Annotated in this window: 16 protein-coding genes; 7 read left to right on the top strand and 9 right to left on the bottom strand. The window is 72.6% G+C overall.

Going from position 1 to position 15,902, the window contains the following annotated elements:
- Window positions 1-16: 16 nt before the first annotated feature.
- A complete protein-coding gene (locus tag ACLQ3K_RS06050) occupies window positions 17-1,513 on the top strand; it encodes an aldehyde dehydrogenase family protein (protein WP_425997815.1) in 1,497 nt (498 codons plus the stop codon).
- A gap of 16 nt (window positions 1,514-1,529) precedes the next feature.
- Window positions 1,530-2,639 carry an NDMA-dependent alcohol dehydrogenase gene (locus ACLQ3K_RS06045; RefSeq protein WP_425997813.1) on the top strand — a complete coding sequence of 370 codons (1,110 nt, stop codon included), beginning with the start codon at window positions 1,530-1,532 and terminating at the stop codon, window positions 2,637-2,639.
- Window positions 2,640-2,703: 64 nt separating this feature from the next.
- On the opposite strand, the gene ACLQ3K_RS06040 is transcribed toward ACLQ3K_RS06045, so the two are convergent.
- Complete coding sequence (locus tag ACLQ3K_RS06040) at window positions 2,704-3,654, bottom strand: alpha/beta hydrolase (protein WP_425997811.1); 951 nt, start codon at window positions 3,652-3,654, stop codon at window positions 2,704-2,706.
- A gap of 95 nt (window positions 3,655-3,749) precedes the next feature.
- On the opposite strand from ACLQ3K_RS06040, the gene ACLQ3K_RS06035 reads away from it, so the two are divergent.
- Window positions 3,750-4,322 (top strand): TetR/AcrR family transcriptional regulator, encoded by a 573-nt coding sequence (locus ACLQ3K_RS06035; RefSeq protein WP_425997809.1) that lies wholly within the window; start codon window positions 3,750-3,752, stop codon window positions 4,320-4,322.
- Here the strand turns inward: ACLQ3K_RS06035 and map are convergent.
- The 7 genes from map to ACLQ3K_RS06000 all read right to left on the bottom strand — a co-directional run bounded on the left by map (window position 4,306) and on the right by ACLQ3K_RS06000 (window position 11,101).
- The gene (gene map, locus ACLQ3K_RS06030) at window positions 4,306-5,073 is read right to left on the bottom strand and encodes a type I methionyl aminopeptidase (RefSeq protein ID WP_425997807.1); all 768 of its coding nucleotides are present in this window, start codon (window positions 5,071-5,073) and stop codon (window positions 4,306-4,308) included. The two genes, ACLQ3K_RS06035 and map, sit on opposite strands and share 17 nt — an antisense overlap.
- A 19-nt stretch (window positions 5,074-5,092) precedes the next feature.
- Entirely contained in the window at window positions 5,093-5,359 is a 267-nt protein-coding gene (locus tag ACLQ3K_RS06025; protein ID WP_355536485.1) for a helix-turn-helix domain-containing protein, read from the bottom strand.
- A gap of 17 nt (window positions 5,360-5,376) precedes the next feature.
- Window positions 5,377-6,339: an acyl-CoA thioesterase gene (locus ACLQ3K_RS06020; protein ID WP_336672164.1), complete on the bottom strand. Its 963-nt coding sequence runs from the start codon at window positions 6,337-6,339 to the stop codon at window positions 5,377-5,379.
- 155 nt (window positions 6,340-6,494) lie between these two features.
- Window positions 6,495-7,394, bottom strand: a complete 900-nt coding sequence (locus ACLQ3K_RS06015; protein ID WP_425997804.1) for a dioxygenase — start codon at window positions 7,392-7,394, stop codon at window positions 6,495-6,497.
- Between the two features lie 10 nt (window positions 7,395-7,404).
- Entirely contained in the window at window positions 7,405-8,460 is a 1,056-nt protein-coding gene (locus tag ACLQ3K_RS06010; RefSeq protein ID WP_425997802.1) for a maleylacetate reductase, read from the bottom strand.
- Window positions 8,457-9,500, bottom strand: coding sequence for an alpha/beta hydrolase (locus ACLQ3K_RS06005; RefSeq protein ID WP_425997800.1), 1,044 nt, complete (start codon window positions 9,498-9,500; stop codon window positions 8,457-8,459). The genes ACLQ3K_RS06010 and ACLQ3K_RS06005 overlap by 4 nt, the downstream gene beginning before the upstream one ends.
- Window positions 9,497-11,101, bottom strand: a complete 1,605-nt coding sequence (locus tag ACLQ3K_RS06000; protein WP_425997798.1) for a bifunctional 3-(3-hydroxy-phenyl)propionate/3-hydroxycinnamic acid hydroxylase — start codon at window positions 11,099-11,101, stop codon at window positions 9,497-9,499. Before ACLQ3K_RS06000 ends, ACLQ3K_RS06005 begins: the two co-directional genes overlap by 4 nt.
- 212 nt (window positions 11,102-11,313) lie before the next feature.
- On the opposite strand from ACLQ3K_RS06000, the gene ACLQ3K_RS05995 reads away from it, so the two are divergent.
- The gene (locus ACLQ3K_RS05995) at window positions 11,314-12,336 is read left to right on the top strand and encodes an AraC family transcriptional regulator (protein WP_425997796.1); all 1,023 of its coding nucleotides are present in this window, start codon (window positions 11,314-11,316) and stop codon (window positions 12,334-12,336) included.
- Window positions 12,337-12,345: 9 nt separating this feature from the next.
- On the opposite strand, the gene ACLQ3K_RS05990 is transcribed toward ACLQ3K_RS05995, so the two are convergent.
- Window positions 12,346-13,239 carry a LysR substrate-binding domain-containing protein gene (locus ACLQ3K_RS05990; RefSeq protein ID WP_425997794.1) on the bottom strand — a complete coding sequence of 298 codons (894 nt, stop codon included), beginning with the start codon at window positions 13,237-13,239 and terminating at the stop codon, window positions 12,346-12,348.
- A gap of 71 nt (window positions 13,240-13,310) precedes the next feature.
- Here ACLQ3K_RS05990 and ACLQ3K_RS05985 point away from each other — a divergent pair, with 71 nt between their 5' ends.
- From ACLQ3K_RS05985 to ACLQ3K_RS05975, 3 genes are read left to right on the top strand one after another with little or no spacing between them, the layout of a single operon-like run.
- On the top strand, window positions 13,311-14,507 hold the full coding sequence (locus tag ACLQ3K_RS05985) for a thiolase family protein (RefSeq protein WP_425997792.1): 1,197 nt from the start codon (window positions 13,311-13,313) through the stop codon (window positions 14,505-14,507).
- Window positions 14,504-15,199 (top strand): 3-oxoacid CoA-transferase subunit A, encoded by a 696-nt coding sequence (locus ACLQ3K_RS05980; RefSeq protein ID WP_425997790.1) that lies wholly within the window; start codon window positions 14,504-14,506, stop codon window positions 15,197-15,199. The genes ACLQ3K_RS05985 and ACLQ3K_RS05980 overlap by 4 nt, the downstream gene beginning before the upstream one ends.
- Window positions 15,196-15,834, top strand: coding sequence for a 3-oxoacid CoA-transferase subunit B (locus ACLQ3K_RS05975; RefSeq protein WP_425997788.1), 639 nt, complete (start codon window positions 15,196-15,198; stop codon window positions 15,832-15,834). The genes ACLQ3K_RS05980 and ACLQ3K_RS05975 overlap by 4 nt, the downstream gene beginning before the upstream one ends.
- The last annotated feature ends 68 nt before the right edge of the window (window positions 15,835-15,902 follow it).

The raw sequence follows: 15,902 nt of genomic DNA, 5'->3' as shown, positions 1-15,902 counted from the left end.
TCGCAAGGAGAATCCGATGACCACCATCGCCGTGCCCGATCTGCTTCCCGCCGTCGCCGATTTCGTCTCCCGGGATCGGAGGATGCTGATCGGCGGGCAGTGGGTCGACGCCCTGTCCGGCCGCACCTTCGACACCCACGACCCGGCGACCGGGCAGGTGATCACCCGGGTCGCGCACGGCGAGGCCCCCGACGTCGACCGCGCCGTCGCCGCCGCCCGCGCCGCCTACGAGGGCCCGTGGTCACGGATGAAGCCGAACGAGCGGGAGCGACTGATCTGGAGGGTCGGCGACATCCTCTCCGAGCGCGCCGAGATCTTCGGTCAGCTCGAGGCCCTCGACAACGGCAAGTCGGTCGCCATCGCCACCGGCGTCGACGTGGGTTGGTCGGCCGACGTCTGGCGCTACAACGCCGGCCTCGTGACCAAGATCCGCGGCGCCGCGGTCACCCCGTCGATGCCCTTCGCCCCCGGCGGCCAGTTCCACGCGTACACCCGCCGCGAGTCGCTCGGTGTGTGCGGCCAGATCGTGCCGTGGAACTTCCCGATCCTCATGGCGACGTGGAAGCTGGCGCCGGCGCTCGCGGCCGGGAACACGGTGGTGCTCAAGCCCGCCGAGCAGACCCCGCTCACGGCGCTGATGCTCGGCGAGGTCTTCGAGGAGGCGGGCTTCCCGCCGGGCGTGGTGAACATCGTCCCCGGCTTCGGCGACGCCGGTGCCGCGCTGTCGGGCCACCCCGACGTGGACAAGGTGGCCTTCACCGGCTCCACTGAGGTGGGCAAGAAGATCGTCTCCGCCGCGACCGGCAACCTCAAGAAGGTGTCGCTGGAGCTGGGCGGCAAGAGCCCCAACATCGTCTTCGCGGACGCCGACCTGGAGGCCGCCGTGGCCGGCTCGGTCGCCGCGTGGACGTTCAACCACGGCCAGTGCTGCGTCGCCGGCACCCGGATGTACGTGCAGCGGTCCATCTTCGACGAGTTCACCCAGGCGGTCGCCGACGCCGCGGCCGCCGCCAAGATCGGGCCCGGGCTGGATCCGACCACCGAGCTCGGCCCGCTCGTCTCGCAGGAGCAGTTCGACCGGGTCAACGGGTACATCCAGCAGGGCCTGGCCGACGGTGCGCGGGCCCTCACGGGCGGCAAGCGCTGGGGCGACGAAGGCTACTTCATCGAGCCCACCGTCTTCGTTGACGTCGAGCCCGGCTTCTCCATCGTCGAGGAGGAGATCTTCGGCCCCGTCGTCGCGGCCCTGCCCTTCGACGACGAGGACGACGTGGTGCGCGCCGCCAACGACTCGATCTACGGCCTCGCGGCGGGGATCTGGACCAAGGACGTCTCCAAGGCGCACCGCACCGCCGCCGCCGTCAAGGCCGGATCGGTGTGGGTCAACCAGTACAACGGCTTCGACACTGCGCTGCCCTTCGGCGGCTTCAAGCAGTCCGGCTGGGGCCGCGAGCTCGGCGACTCCGCGATCGACCTCTACACCCAGACCAAGTCCGTCAACATCGCGCTCTGACGCGGAAGGGAACATCATGAAGACCAAAGCCGCAGTGCTGCTCGAGGCCGGAAAGCCCTTCGAGATAATGGAACTCGAGCTCGACGGCCCCGGCCCCGGCGAGGTGCTCATCAAGTACACCGCCGCCGGCCTGTGCCATTCCGACCTGCACCTGACCGACGGCGACCTCCCGCCGCGCTATCCGATCGTGGGCGGCCACGAGGGCTCCGGGATCATCGAGGAGGTCGGCCCCGGCGTCACCAAGGTCAAGCCCGGCGACCACGTGGTCTGCAGCTTCATCCCGAACTGCGGCACCTGCCGCTACTGCTCCACGGGCCGGCAGAACCTGTGCGACCTCGGCGCCACCATCCTCGAGGGCTCCATGCCCGACGGGACCTTCCGGTTCCACGGCGGCGGGCAGGATTTCGGCGCCATGTGCATGCTCGGCACGTTCGCCGAGCGCGCCACCATCAGCCAGCACTCGGTGGTGAAGATCGACGACTGGCTCCCGCTCGAGACGGCCGTCCTCGTGGGCTGCGGCGTCCCGTCGGGCTGGGGGACCGCGGTCTCGGCCGGCGGCCTGCGCCCCGGCGACAGCGCCGTGATCTACGGCATCGGCGGCCTCGGCATCAACGCCGTGCAGGGCGCCGTGTCGGCGGGCTGCAAGTACGTGGTCGTGGTCGACCCCATCGCGCTCAAGCGCGACACGGCGCTGAAGTTCGGTGCGACGCACGCCTTCGCGACCGCGGAGGAGGCCCAGGAGAAGGTGACCGAGCTGACCTGGGGCCAGGGCGCCGACGCCGCGCTGATCCTGGTGGGCACCGTCGACGAGAAGGTGGTCCAGGACGCGACGGCGGCGATCGGCAAGGGCGGCAAGGTCGTCATCACGGGCCTCGCCGACCCGGAGAAGCTCACCGTGCACGTCTCCGGCACCGATCTCACGCTGAACCAGAAGACGATCATGGGCACGCTGTTCGGATCGATGAACCCGCAGTACGACATCGTCCGGCTGCTGCGCCTCTACGACGCGGGGGAGCTCAAGCTCGACGAGCTGATCACCACCCGGTACTCGCTGGAGGACGTCAACCAGGGCTACGCGGACCTGCGCGAGGGCAAGAACATCCGCGGCGTGATCATCCACGACTGACCGAACGCGGGCGACGGCCCCGGGCACGCGCCCGGGGCCGTCGCGGCGTGCGGAGGGACTCGGCTCAGGCGAGCGCGCGGCGGAACGCGGCGATGGCGAGGTCGAATCCGGCCTGCGCGCCGTGGGTCTCGCGCAGCGCGTTGAGCATCATGAAGTCGTGGATGACGCCGCCCACGCGCACGGCGGTCACCTGGTTGCCGGCCTCGCGGAGCTTCGCCGCGTAGGCCTCGCCGGCGTCGCGCAGCACGTCGGCCTCGGCGGTGATGACGGTGGCGGGCGGCAAGTCCCGCAGCTGCTCGACGGTGGCGTTCAGCGGCGAGGCGAAGATCTCGGCGCGCTGCGCGGGGTCGGTCGTGTACTGGTCCCAGAACCACTGCATCGCCTCGCGGCGCAGGAAGTAGCCCTCGGCGAACTCGTGGTACGAGCCGATCTCGAAGTCCGCGTCCACCACCGGGTACAGGAGTACCTGCGCGGCCAGCCGCACGTCGCCGCGGGCCTTGGCCTGCAGGGCGAGGACGGCAGCCATGTCGCCGCCGACCGAGTCGCCCGAGACGGCGATGCGGGTGCCGTCGAGGTTCTTCTCGGCGCCGGAGTTCACGACCCACTGCGCCACGGCGTAGTTCTGCTCGATCGCGATCGGGTAGCGCGCCTCGGGGGAGAGGTCGTACTCGGGGAAGACGACGGCCGCACCGGTACCGACGGCGAACTCGCGGACCAGACGGTCGTGCGTGTGGGCGTTGCCGAAGACCCAGCCCGCGCCGTGGACGTAGAGAATGACGGGCAGGACGCCGGTGGCGCCCTTCGGGCGGACGATGCGGGTGCGGACCTCGCCGGTGGGGCCGCCGGGCACGGTGATCCACTCCTCGTCGACTTCGGGGAGGGTGACGCCCTCGCCGGACTGGACCTCGTCGACGGTCTTCCGGCCCTCGACGGGGCCGAGGTCGAACAGGTAGGGCGGATTCGCGGTGGCGTCGGAGAAGGCCTGGGCGGCGGGCTCGAGGACGGTCTTGCTCATGATCTGCTCCTTGTCGACTTCGCGGAGAACGGACGTTCTCGCGCTGGGTGCTACAGTAGGGGAACGATCGTTCTCTCGTCAAGGGGTCATGCGGAATGGATACGGATCAGCAGCGCGCCGCCGTGCTGGAGGCGGCGGAGAAGCTGTTCTACGGCAAGGGGATCCAGGCCGTCGGCATGGACGAGATCCGCACCGCCGCGGGCGTCTCGCTCAAGGCGATCTACAAGCTCTTCCCCTCGAAGGATGCGCTCGTCGCCGAGGTGCTGGCGATCCGCGACCGCCGCTGGACCGACGGGCTGCACAAGTACGTCGACCGGGCGGTCGTGCCGGAGGACCGGGTGCTCGCCGTCTTCGACTGGCTCGACGAGATGTTCGCCGAGAACGACTTCCGCGGCTGCTCGTTCATCAACAGCTACGGCGAGCTGGGCGCGACCTCATCCACGGTCGCCGAGGCCGCGCAGCACAACAAGTCCTGCTACCAGGACGAACTCGCGGCGCTCGTCGCCGAGGCCGGCCTGCCGGAGCGCGTCGCGATCCAGATCGGGCTGCTCACCGAGGGCGCGCTCACCACCGCCGCCATTCTGGGCCCGGACGGCGTCGTCGACGGGGCCCGCGATGCGGCGAGAGTCCTCATCGCCTCGCAGCGAGCGGCTACGCCGGGGCGGTGAGGACGAGCGGACCGTCCTCCGTGATGGCGACGGTGTGCTCGCTGTGTGCGGCGCGGGAGCCGTCCGCGGAGCGCAGGGTCCAGCCGTCCGGATCGAAGATGATCTTCTCGGTGGTGGCGCAGAACCAGGGCTCCAGGGCCAGCGTCGTGCCGGTCTGCAGGAGCATGCCCTTGCGGGCCTTGCCGGTGTTCGGCACGTGCGGGTCCTCGTGCATCGTGCGGCCCAGGCCGTGTCCGCCGAACTGCGTGTTCACCGGGTAGCCGTACTTCTTCGCGACCTCGCCGATGGAGGCCGAGACCGTGCCCAGCTTGGTGCCCGGGCGCATGTGATCGATCGCGGCGTCGAGGGCCTCGCGCGTGGCGAGGATGAGCCGCGTGTCCTCGTCGCGTGCGGTGCCCACGCTCACACTGCGGGCTGCGTCGGCGACCCAGCCGTCGATCGACACCGCGATGTCCACGGTGAGCAGGTCGCCGTCCTCGAAGACGTACTCGTGCGGAAGTCCGTGCAGGCAGGCGTCGTTGACCGACAGGCAGGTCACGTTGCGGAACGGGCCGCTGCCGAAGGACGGCGCGTAGTCCCAGTAGCAGGAGACGGCACCGCGGTCCTCGATCATCTTCCGCGCGCGGTACTCGAGCTCCATGAGGTTCATCCCGGGCTCGGCCATCGTGGTGAGCTCCTCGAGGAGCTCGGCGATGAAGATGCCGGTGGTGCGCATCTTCGCGATCTCGGCGGGGGTCTTGAGCTCCATCATGGTATTAAAATACCATGCACTAACCGGTGGGGCTGAACCGCTCCGCGTCCAGGTACTCCGCCGCCAGCCCGTCGAGGGGCTCGCCCAGCACGGCCGCCAGCGCGACGACGGTGCCGAACGCGGGGGTCGCCATCCGGCCGGTCTCGATCTTGCGCAGCGTCTCCGGGGAGATCCCCGCCGCGCGGGCCACCTCGTCGGGCCGGCGGGCGCCCCGGGCCGTGCGCAGACGCGCCCCCAGGCGCCGACCCGCGGCGATCTGTTCGGGGGTGAGGGGCTGCCGGACCATGCGCCCAGCTTAGCCGGTCAGATCGCCACCATCCGGGTCGCGGCCGAGGCGCTGCGCCGGCCGCGGATCGCGATCAGCTCGCGAGCGTGCGCGTCGAGCGCCACGTCGCCCGGCAGCCGCGGCGCCCACGGCCGGACCGCGGTGGCGTCCCCGTCGGCGTCGAGTGCGGCCAGCACGTGCAGAGCGTGCGCCGCCGGCTGGGGCTCGTGCTCGTGCGGCCAGCAGGTCGCGAGGTGCACGGAGACGTGCATCGTCTGGCGGCCCGTGTGCAGCAGCCGCGCCGTCACCTCGATGACCTGTCCGATCTGTACCGGGCGGTAGAAGCGCACGCCGCCCACGTAGACCGTGACGGCCTCGCCGCCGCTCCAGCCCGCCGCGCAGAGGTAGGCGGCGTCGTCCATCCAGCCCATCACCCGGCCGCCGTGCGCCTTGCCGCCCCAGTTGATGTCGGTGGGCGCGGCGAGGAAGCGGGTGGTGCGCCGCTCGGCCTCGCTCGGCAGCGTGTAGTCGGCGCCGTTCATCGCCGCCGCGATCCGCCGCCGCACGTCGGTGCGGGCCTCGGCCTCCTCCGCGGCGCGCACGTCCTCGGCGAGGACGGGCTGCCACTGGCGCACCGGCGTCGGCTTCCCGGCCTCGTCGACCGCGACGAAGACGAGCAGGCACGTGCTCGCGACGGTGAACGTGCCCACCCGCGGATCGGCCGAGGCGACCTCGCACCGGATGTGCATGCTGCTGCGCCCCGTGTAGACCAGCGTGGCCCGCACCTCGACCACGTCGCCCGAGGCGATGTCGCGGCCGAAGCCGATGTTGCCGACGTACGCGGTCACGGAGTAGCCGCCCGACCAGGCGGCGGCGCAGGCGTAGGCGGCCTTGTCGATCCACTCCAGGACGCGGCCGCCGCGGACGCCGCCACCGAGGGTGGCGACGTCGGTGGGTGCGGCCAGGAACCGCAGGGTGATCCGGCGATCGGTGATGGGCATCGGGCTGAGCTCCTTCGCAGAGCGGTGAACGGATCGCACCATGGTGGAGAGGTCCACGAACGCACTCGACACCGGGGGAGCGCGATGAGGAGTCGGTGATCGGGCGGTAACCGCGCGGGGCGTCCGTGCGTAACACCGCGAGGCGGGCGCCGTACCTACCGAGCGGCGGGTTCGCGCGCCAGGACCACGTCGAAGCGCGTCCGCGACCACGCGACGCCGCCCAAGTCGCGGCCCGCCGGCGCCGGGGTGCCCGCCGGCTGCCGGTCGAAGCGCTTGATCAGCGAGTCCTTCACGCCGAAGACGCTGTCGCCGACGACGAGCTGCTCGTCGCCCTCGACGAAGATGTGCGTGACCAGCGTCCGGAACCCGGGGGCGGAGACCATGAAGTGCAGGTGCGCCGCGCGCATCGGGGACCGGCCGGTCGCCGCGAGCAGGCGGCCGACGGGGCCGTCGGCCGGGATCGGGTAGGGCGTGGGTCGCAGGCCCCAGAACCCGTACGCCCCGTTCGCGTCGGCCGCGATCCAGGCCCGCGCCGCGGTGCGGTCGTCGCCGTACTGCACGTCGTAGAAGCCGTCCTGGTCCGCCTCCCAGACCTCGATGCGGGCGCCGGGGACCGGCGCGCCGTCGGTCCCGATGACGGTGCCCTCCACCCAGCACGGCTCGCCGACGGCGCCGCCCGCGATGTCCCCGCCGAACGGGATCTCCGGGGCGTCGTCGACGAAGAAGGGCCCGAACACCGTGGCCTCCGTGGCGTCGCCGTCGAGCTCGTTGTTGACGGTGACGGTCTGCATCGACGCGCCGAGCACGTCGGAGAGCAGGATGAATTCCTGCCGCTTGTCGTCGGTGATGTCGCCGCACGCGGTGAGGAAGGCGATCGCGGCCTCCCACTCCGCCTCGGTGAGCCGGACTTCGCGGACGAGGGCGTGCAGGTGCCGCACGAGCGCGGCGAGCACCTCCTTCAGGCGCGGATCATCGGTCCCGGCGAAGGATCGCAGGACGCGCTCGGTGAGTGCCTGCTCGGCCGCCGACTGCTCGGGGGTGACGGTGTGGTCCATGGCGAACTCCCTAGACGGTGCCGGGCGCGGCGCCGGACCACGCAGCGGAGAGGATGCGGTGCAGGTCGGCGGAGGTGACCGGGCGCGGATTCCCGGACGGGACGAGGGGCGCGATCGCCTCGACGGCGGGATCGATGTCGTTCTCCGCCATCCCGAGGTCGCGCAGCGGCCGTACCCCGCCGAGCTCGGCGTAGAGGGCCGCGAGGCCGGCGACGGCGCCGTCGGCGCCGAAGGCCGCCGCCAGCCGGGCCTCCGCCTCCGGCGCGGCGGTCGCGTTGAAGGCGAGGACGTGGGGGAGCACTGCGGCGTGCGTCGGCGCATGGGGGAGGTCGAAGGCGCCGCCGAGGACGTGGCAGATCTTGTGGTGCAGGCCGGATCCCGCCGAGGAGAAGGCGGTCGCGGCGAGGTACGCCGCGTACAGCACCTGCTCGCGCCCCGGGAGCCCCGACGGGTCGGCCGAGACGGCCGGCAGACCGTCGCGCAGGGCACGCGCGGACTCGGCGGCGAGCACTCGGTCGATCGGGTCGGCCCGGGGGCCCCACATCGCGTCCACGCAGTGCGCCAAGGCGTTGAGCCCCGACGTCGTGCTGGTGGCGACGGGCAGGCCGAGGGTCAGCTCGGCGTCGTAGACGATCGCGCGCGGCGCCACCCTCGGGTCGACCCCTGTGGTCTTGCGGCCGTCCTCCGTCAGGCCCCACACCGACGTCGCCTCGGACCCCGAGTACGTCGTCGGGACCGCGACGATCGGCAGGGACGAGGTCAGCGCCACCGCCTTCGCGAGGCCGATCGCGGAGCCGCCGCCGAAGCACAGCAACAGGTCCGCCTGTGCGTCGGCGGCGGCGGTGCGGGCGCGGTCCGCGACCTCGATCGGGACGTGCATCGCCACGTCGTGGTACGCGAGCGCCACCGGCAGGCCCGCGGTGATGGCCGCCGCCCGCTCGGACTCGCGGGGCGTGCAGAGGAGCATGATCCGCTGCGCGCCCGCGGTGACCTCGGCCAGGGCGTCGCCGACCGTGCCGGATCCGAAGCGGACCTGCTGGGCGAGGGTGTCGTGGGTGAACCTCATGCGCGTACCTCCGTGAGTCGCTCGGCGAACCAGTCCGCGGCCACCGCGTTCCGCTCGTCGGCGTGGTTGTAGATGGTGTGTTCCCCGTCGTCCCAGACTCGCAGAGTCGCGTCGTCCGCGCCGTCCAGGAACGGTTGCTGATCGGCGAGGTCCACGAGCGGATCCGCGCCGCCGTGCAGCACGAGCAGCGGGCACGCGATCCGGTCGACGGCGGGATCGAAGCGCAGGCGCGCGAAGTTCGCGCCGACGGCGTCGTCGTCGGTCGTGCCGAGCATCGCGCGCGCCTGCTCGGCGAAGGTCCGGAAGGGGAGCAGCCGCGGCGCGGCGAAGGCGCCGTTGACGCAGCACGCGCCGACTCCGTCGTGGCGCGCGGCGGTGAGCGCCGCGAAGAGGCCGCCGACGCTGTTGCCCCACACGCCGACGGGCCCGTCGGCGCGCGCGAGATCGACGAACGTCCCGATGGCGGCGGCGACGTCGACATCGAGGTACACGCCGTGCCGGAGGCGGGAGTCGCCCTGGCCTGGGCCTTCCGCGAGGATCACCGCGAGCCCACGGGCCAGCAGCGCGTCGGCGTAGCGCAGGTACGTCGCACCCCAGCCGCTCTGGCCGCCGAAGACGACGACGGTGCCGTGCGGAGCCGCCGGCCGCAGGTGCCAGCCCGCGAGCCGGCGCCCGCCGAACGCCGGCTCGATCCGCCGCATCGGCACGGGGGAGTGCGCGGCGGCTGCGGCGACGGCATCGTCGAAGCGCGCGTACAGCGCCCGCTTGCGATCGGTGTCGGCGTTGAAGGCCATCTGCGCGAACAGGAAGCACGCGGCGGCGGCCCGGAAGTGCTCGTACGCGGTCACGTGCCGTCCGGCGGCCGCGGCGTCCTCGCCCTGCGCGGTGCGGTCGGCGCCGAGTCGTTCCGCGACCTCGTCCCAGGGCTCGCCCGCGTCGGTGCCGGCGCGCAGGGCGAGCACGTCGTCGTAGCGCATTCCCGCGTCGAGGAGGCGCGTGACGCCCATCGCCCGCCAGTGGGCGTCGTTCGCGGCGGTCATCGCGCGACCGCCTCGGGGCGGGCGGCGGCGCGGTGCAGAGTGGCGGCGAGTCCGTCGACCAGGCGGGGGAGGTCGTCGACGGTGCCCGCGCCGTAGAGGTGGAAGTCGGGCCGCACGACGATCGCCCCGGTCCTGGTGGCGGCGAAGTACGCGGCGTACGTGCCGTCCTCGTCCCCGATCGAGTGCGGATGCCCGGGTTCGACGGTGACGACGGTCGCCCCGAGCCCCGCGAGGGAGGCCAGCCGGTCGGCGCCGAGTGCGGCGGTCGCGTCCGCCGCCGTGATCACCGCGAATCCCCACGGATGAAGATCGTCGAACCGCCCGGCGCGGTCGCCGCGGCGCACCACGCCCTGGGGCGCGAGAGTTCCCGCGAGGCAGTTGCGGTCGTCGTGGTCGACGACGCCCGCGGTGATCGTCGGGAAGGGCGGCAGCGGCGGGACCTCGCCGCGCAGGAACGCGGCGTCGCGCTCCGCGGCCGCCACCGGATCCTTGAGGTTCGCCACCCGGCCGAGCTCCACGGCGCAGGCCTGGATCACCTCAACGTGGGGCCGGCGCTCCGCTTCGTACGTGTCGAGCAAGCTCTCGCCCGCACGGCCGGACAGCACCAGGTCGAGCTTCCAGGCGAGCGTGATCCCGTCCCGCATGCCGGAGCACGCACCCTGCCCCATGTAGGGCGGCATGGTGTGCGCGGCGTCGCCGGCGAGGAAGACGCGGCCCACGCGCCACGCGTCCGCGGTGCGCGCGGAGAAGGTGTAGACGATGTGCCGCAGGATGGTCAGGTCGTCCGGTCCGAGGCCGTGCTGCGCCCGCAGCCACCGCCACGCGAACTCCTCGGTCGCCATCTCGTCGGCGTCGTCCTCGGGGCGGACGGCCACTTCGAACCGCTGGCGGCTCCGGCCGATCGGCATGAACATGTGCGGCTGGACCGGATCGCAGAACTGCCGGGCCACGGCGAACCGATCGCCCAGGGGGCGCGCGCATTCGGTGTCGATGTTGAGCCATCGATCATCGACGTGGAGGTCCGTGAGGCCGACGCCGAGGATGTGCCGAACGGTGCTCCAGGCACCATCGGCGCCGACCACGTACGACGCGGTGATCACCCGCTCGGGGGCGTCCGCCCACTGCGCGTCGCGGTCGCGCGTGAACGGCCGCACCGCGAGCTCGACGCGGTCCTCGTGCTGCTCCATGCCGACCACGATCGTGCCCTGGAGCACGTCGACGTTCGGGTACGTGCGGTTGCGGTCGTCGATCGCCTGCTCGATGTGGGGTTGGTACATCGAGTAGTGCGCGGCGAAGCCACTGGACTCGCCCGACCAGTCCACCGCGATGAGCAGATCCTCGGCGCCGTTGCGCCACTCGTACACGGACGCGGGGGCCGCGTCGCGGAGCGCGGCGTCCACGTCGCCGGCGGCCTGGATGATGCGGGCCGTCTCGCCGTCGATGTGGGTGAGCCGGGGCATGCCGTACAGGCCGGGCCAGCGCTCGATCACGACGACGCGGTGCCCCGCGCGCGCCAGCATCGACGACAGGACGAGACCCGTCGGGCCGTAGCCGACGACGGCGACGTCGTACTCGGTGGTGCTTCTCGGTTCCGCGTTCACGGGTCTCCTCCAGGGGCTGGACGGTGGGCTGGACTGTGCGATGGGAGGGACGCTACGAAGCTGTGACCGGCGCCACTATCCGCTGTGCGACGCGACCGGCCGATTCGCGTCGCGAGGTGGTGTCGCGGACCGCCGGTGGTGGGGACGGCCGGGTGTAACGTGCTGGTGAGGGCGCCTCCGGGGTGCCCCGCGGAGCTGTGGAGGCGAGTGCGATGTGGGGTGGCGCGGAGGTGGGCGGCGCGACAGCGCCGTCCCCGCTCGGCCGCTTCGGGGGCCTGCGGACCCGCGATGTAGACGCCTTCCGGAGCGCGGCGGGCGGGCTGCTGAGCACCCATTCGATCGTCGTTCCCCGCGGCGACGGTGCGCCGTTCGACGGCGAGGTGCGATCGGCCCGGATCGCCGACCTGGGCATGATCTACCTCGAGCAGGGCGTGCCGGTCGACGTCGACATCCTCGATCGGATCGACTACTACGACCTGATGCTGGCCGTCGGGGGCAGCAACCGGCTCGAGCTCGTCGACGCCGACGGGGGCGCGGTGATCGACGGCGCCGGCGCGGCGCTGCTCTCGCCCAGGATGCGGGCGCGGATGCGGATGGACGGCGCGTACCGCCAACTGCACCTACGGCTCGAGCGCGCGGCCGTGCACGAGCGCCTGGAATCCCTCGTCGGGCGGCCCGTCGGCGGGCCCGTCGTCTTCGATGTCGCGTTGGACCTCGGTGGTCCGGGGATGCGCAGCTGGTCGAACGCGCTGCGCCTGCTGCTGCGCGACCTCGATGACGAGGCCGGGCTCGCCGCCGAGCCGGCGATGTCCCGGCACTGGCGCGACCTCCTGATCACGGGGCTGCTCGTGGCGCAGCCGCACAGCCACTCCGCGCTGGTGCACGAGTCCGGTCCGGACCGGGTGCACCCGAAGGTCTTCCAGCGCGCGCTCGACCACATCGACGCCGGCCTGCGCGGGCCGCTGTCGGTGCCGGACGTCGCCGCGCACGCCGGGGTGGGCGTGCGGTCGCTGCAGCGGGCCTTCCAGGAGCGACTGGGGATCACGCCGAGCGCCTACATCCTCGGGGAGCGGCTCGACCGGGTGCGTGCCGAGCTGCTGGACGCGCGCGTCGACCGGACCGTCACGGACACGTCGTACGCGTGGGGGTTCACGCATCCGTCGCGGTTCGCGGCGATGTACCGGCGGCGGTTCGGGGAGTCCCCGTCGCAGACCCGCGACCGGGCGATCCGGTAGCGGTCCCTGCTAGCCCGCCGTCAGGTCGGCGATGAGGTCGGTGACCCGCTCGAGGTGGCGATCGGTGCGGTCGGCGAGGTGCGCGACGGCGAGCTCGACACCGCCGCCCGCCCCTGCCCCGGCCAGCGGCACGTAGGTGATGCCGTCGAGCCGGAGCGCCGTGATCGGCTCGGGCGCCAGCGCGATGCCGAGCCCCGCCGCGACGAGGGTCCCGAGCGTCGAGGTCTCGCCCACCTCGTGCCGGATCGTGGGGGCCACGCCGCCCTCGCGCAGCAGCGCCACGACGCGGTCGTACATGGCGGATCGCCGGCCGGCGCTGTGCACGATGAACGGCTCCCCGGCCAGGTCGGCCACCCGCAGCCGCTTCCGGCGCGCGAGGGCGTGATCGGAGGGCAGCGCGACCACCCATGGCTCGCGCCGCAGGACTCGGACCCGCAGCGACGGGTCGGCGACCGGCGGGCGCAGCAGCGCGATGTCGATCGCGCCGGTGCGCAGGGCCTCGACCTGGTCCGGCACCAGCATCTCGCCGCGGAAGGCGAAGTCGATGCCGGGCAGTTCGTCCGCGAGCCGGCGGGCCAGGGGCGGCAGCAGGCTGTAGGTCGCCGTGCCGACGCAGCCGATGGTCAGGTGCCCGGTGGCGCCGGCGGCCACGCGGCGCGCGTGGTCCGCCGCGTCGTCGACGGAGGACAGAACGGCCCGCGCCCGCTCGAGGTAGGCGCGCCCCGCGTCGGTGAGCTCGACCCGGCGGGTGGTGCGGTGCAACAGCTCGACGCCCAGATCCTGTTCCAGCTGCCGGATCTGGTGCGAGAGCGGCGGCTGCGCCATGTGCAGGCGCTGCGCCGCGCGGCCGAAGTGGCGCTCCTCGGCGACCGCGACGAAGTACTGCAGCTGGCGCAGATTCATACGACAAGAGTATCAATTGGCCATCATTTTGGTACTTCAATATCTGTATGTCTCGCCCTACGGTCGAAGCCATGGAAGCTTTCGTCTACACCGCCGCACGCACGCCCTTCGGGCGGTTCGCGGGTGCCCTCGCCGGCGTCCGACCCGACGACCTGGCCGCGACCACGATCCGGGCCGTGCTCGACCGCGCCCCCGGCCTCGGCGCGGGCGCGTCGGTCGACGAGGTGGTCTGGGGCAACGCCAACGGCGCCGGGGAGGACAACCGCAACGTCGGGCGGATGGCGGCCCTCCTCGCCGGGGTCCCGGTCGGCGTCCCCGCGACCACGGTGAACCGCCTGTGCGGCTCCGGCCTCGACGCCGCGATGATGGGCAGCCGCGCGATCGAGACCGGCGATGCCGAGGTCGTGCTCACCGGCGGCGTCGAGTCCATGACCCGTGCGCCCTGGGTACTGCCCAAGAGCGCCAAGCCCTTTCCCGCAGGCGACGTCACCGCGGTGTCGACCACGCTCGGCTGGCGCCTGGTCAACCCGGCGATGCCGCCCGAGTGGACGGTGAGCCTCGGCGAGGCCAACGAGCAACTGGGCGAGAAGTACTCCGTCTCGCGGGAGCGGCAGGACGAGTTCGCGGCGTTGTCGCACCGTCGGGCGCACGCGGCGTGGGAGGAGGGCTTCTACGACGACCTCGTGGTCCCCGTCGACGGGCTCGAGCGCGACGAGAACGTCCGGCCCGGGTCCACCGCCGAGAAGCTGGGGGCGCTCAAGCCCGCCTTCCGCGCCGACGGGACCATCACCGCGGGCAACGCCAGCCCGCTCAGCGACGGCGCGGCGGCGGTCCTCCTGGGCTCGGGCGCGGCGGCGGAGACGATCGGGCTCGACCCCGTCGCCCGGATCGCGGGCCGCGGCGCCGCGGCGCTGGAGCCCCAGCTGTTCGGGTACGCCCCGGTCGAGGCGGCGAACCGGGCCCTCGCCCGCGCCGGGATCTCCTGGGACGAGGTCGGCGTCGTCGAACTCAACGAGGCCTTCGCGGTGCAGTCGCTGGTGTGCGTCGACGCGTGGGGGATCGACCCCGCGATCGTCAATCCCTACGGCGGCGCCATCGCGCTCGGGCACCCGCTCGGCGCGTCCGGCGGACGCCTGCTGGGCACCCTCGCCAAGGCCCTCCGGCAGCGCGGCGAGCGCTACGGCGTCGCGGCCATCTGCATCGGCGTGGGCCAGGGTCTCGCCGTCGTCCTGGAGAACGTCTCGGAGAACACGGAGGCAAGCGCATGAGCAAGGCAGTGGTGCGCGGGAGCGTCGACGACGCCGTCGCCGGCATCGAGGACGGATCGACGGTCCTGATCGGCGGCTTCGGCCTCGCGGGCATGCCCTTCGACCTCATCGACGCCCTGATCCGGCAGGGCGCGACCGACCTCACCGTGGTCTCCAACAACGCCGGCAACGGCGACGTCGGGGTCGCGGCGCTGCTCGCGGCCGGCCGCGTCCGCAAGGTCGTCTGCTCCTTCCCCCGGCAGAGCGACTCGTACGTCTTCGACGAGCTCTACCGCGCGGGGAAGGTGGACCTCGAGGTCGTTCCGCAGGGCAACCTGGCCGAGCGGATGCGCGCCGCGGGCGCGGGCATCGGCGGCTTCTACTGCCCGACGGCCGTCGGCACGCCGTTGGCCGAGGGCAAGGAGTCCCGCGTGATCGACGGGCGCACGTACCTGCTCGAGTTCCCCATCCGGGGCGACTACGCGCTCATCGCCGCCCACCGGTCCGACCCGTGGGGGAACCTGCTCTACCGCAAGACCGCCCGCAACTTCGGGCCCGTCATGGCGACGGCCGCCGCGACCACGATCGTCCAGGTCGACGAGGTCGTCCCGCTCGGCACGATCGACCCCGAGGCGGTCGTCACGCCGTCCATCTACGTCGACCGGATCGTTCCGGTCGCCGCTCGGCACTACACCGTGGAGGGTGCACGATGACCACGCAGCAGCGCATGACGATGGACCGGCTGGCCGCCCGGATCGCGAGCGACATCCCGCGGGGCGCCTTCGTCAACCTCGGCATCGGCCAGCCCACCAAGGTCGCCGACCACCTGCCGGACGAGCGCGAGGTGGTGCTCCACACCGAGAACGGCATGCTCGGCATGGGGCCCACGGCCACGGGCGACGCCGTCGATCCGGACCTCACCAACGCCGGCAAGGTGCCCGTCACCGAGAAGCCCGGCGCGGCCTACTTCCACCACGCCGACTCCTTCGCCATGATGCGCGGCGGGCACATCGACGTGTGCGTGCTCGGCGCCTACCAGGTCTCCGAGCACGGCGACCTCGCGAACTGGCACACCGGCCGCGAGGGCGACATCCCCGCCGTCGGCGGCGCGATGGACCTCGCGATCGGGGCGAAGCAGGTGTACGTGATGATGTCGCTGTTCAGCAAGTCCGGTGAGTCCAAGCTCGTCCCGGCCTGCACCTACCCGCTCACCGGCCTCGGCTGCGTGAACCGGGTGTACACCGACGTCGCGGTCTTGGAGACCGGGCCCGACGGTGTTCGCGTGCTCGAGACCTTCGGCACGAGCCTCGACGAGCTCCGGGACCTGCTGCCGGTCACCCTGCTCTGACCGCGTACCGCGGCCCCTCGTACCGCTGACCCGAGCGTCCGGGCACCGTCGTGCGACGGTGCCCGTGC

The sequence above is a fragment of the Tsukamurella sp. DT100 genome (assembly GCF_049844855.1).
GTDB lineage: Bacteria > Actinomycetota > Actinomycetes > Mycobacteriales > Mycobacteriaceae > Tsukamurella.
Note: the sequence above shows the minus strand (reverse complement) of the source record. Positions and strands in the feature narration are given on the sequence as shown.

Coding starts and splice junctions, on each gene's coding strand:
- ACLQ3K_RS05995 (WP_425997796.1), top strand. CDS start 11,314: ATGTGGGGTGGCGCGGAGGTGGGCGGCGCGACAGCGCCGTCCCCGCTC.
- ACLQ3K_RS06050 (WP_425997815.1), top strand. CDS start 17: ATGACCACCATCGCCGTGCCCGATCTGCTTCCCGCCGTCGCCGATTTC.
- ACLQ3K_RS06020 (WP_336672164.1), bottom strand. CDS start 6,339: ATGCCCATCACCGATCGCCGGATCACCCTGCGGTTCCTGGCCGCACCC.
- ACLQ3K_RS06005 (WP_425997800.1), bottom strand. CDS start 9,500: ATGACCGCCGCGAACGACGCCCACTGGCGGGCGATGGGCGTCACGCGC.
- ACLQ3K_RS05975 (WP_425997788.1), top strand. CDS start 15,196: ATGACCACGCAGCAGCGCATGACGATGGACCGGCTGGCCGCCCGGATC.
- ACLQ3K_RS05985 (WP_425997792.1), top strand. CDS start 13,311: ATGGAAGCTTTCGTCTACACCGCCGCACGCACGCCCTTCGGGCGGTTC.
- ACLQ3K_RS06025 (WP_355536485.1), bottom strand. CDS start 5,359: ATGGTCCGGCAGCCCCTCACCCCCGAACAGATCGCCGCGGGTCGGCGC.
- ACLQ3K_RS05980 (WP_425997790.1), top strand. CDS start 14,504: ATGAGCAAGGCAGTGGTGCGCGGGAGCGTCGACGACGCCGTCGCCGGC.
- ACLQ3K_RS05990 (WP_425997794.1), bottom strand. CDS start 13,239: ATGAATCTGCGCCAGCTGCAGTACTTCGTCGCGGTCGCCGAGGAGCGC.
- ACLQ3K_RS06010 (WP_425997802.1), bottom strand. CDS start 8,460: ATGAGGTTCACCCACGACACCCTCGCCCAGCAGGTCCGCTTCGGATCC.
- ACLQ3K_RS06015 (WP_425997804.1), bottom strand. CDS start 7,394: ATGGACCACACCGTCACCCCCGAGCAGTCGGCGGCCGAGCAGGCACTC.
- ACLQ3K_RS06040 (WP_425997811.1), bottom strand. CDS start 3,654: ATGAGCAAGACCGTCCTCGAGCCCGCCGCCCAGGCCTTCTCCGACGCC.
- map (WP_425997807.1), bottom strand. CDS start 5,073: ATGATGGAGCTCAAGACCCCCGCCGAGATCGCGAAGATGCGCACCACC.
- ACLQ3K_RS06035 (WP_425997809.1), top strand. CDS start 3,750: ATGGATACGGATCAGCAGCGCGCCGCCGTGCTGGAGGCGGCGGAGAAG.
- ACLQ3K_RS06045 (WP_425997813.1), top strand. CDS start 1,530: ATGAAGACCAAAGCCGCAGTGCTGCTCGAGGCCGGAAAGCCCTTCGAG.